A 255-nucleotide genomic window follows, 5' to 3' on the forward strand; every position below is an offset into this window, starting at 1 on the left:
CCGCCGCGTTGCAGTCCGCCGGGTTCGCGGCCGTCGCGGACGACGCGCCCGCGACCGCCACCGTCGACCGGGTGCTGCCCGCGGCCGGCACCGTCCTGCGTCTCGGCGTCACGGTGACGCTGACCGCCGTTCCTCTCCCGACGCCCACCCCGACGCCGAGCTCCACGCCCTCGTCATCGAGCATCGGCACCGCGCCATGAGCCCCCGCCACACGACCCCGCCGCACCCATCACTGGGCACCTCGCCCGGGGTGGT

General features: G+C 76.9%; 1 pseudogene. It reads left to right on the forward strand.

The window, feature by feature from the left end:
• Positions 1–200 (forward strand): annotated as a pseudogene (locus ACZ3HH_RS30715) (hypothetical protein); the annotation flags it as partial.
• Positions 201–255 lie beyond the last annotated feature (55 nt).

The organism is Pseudomonas sp. PME37.24/025, from assembly GCF_055556615.1.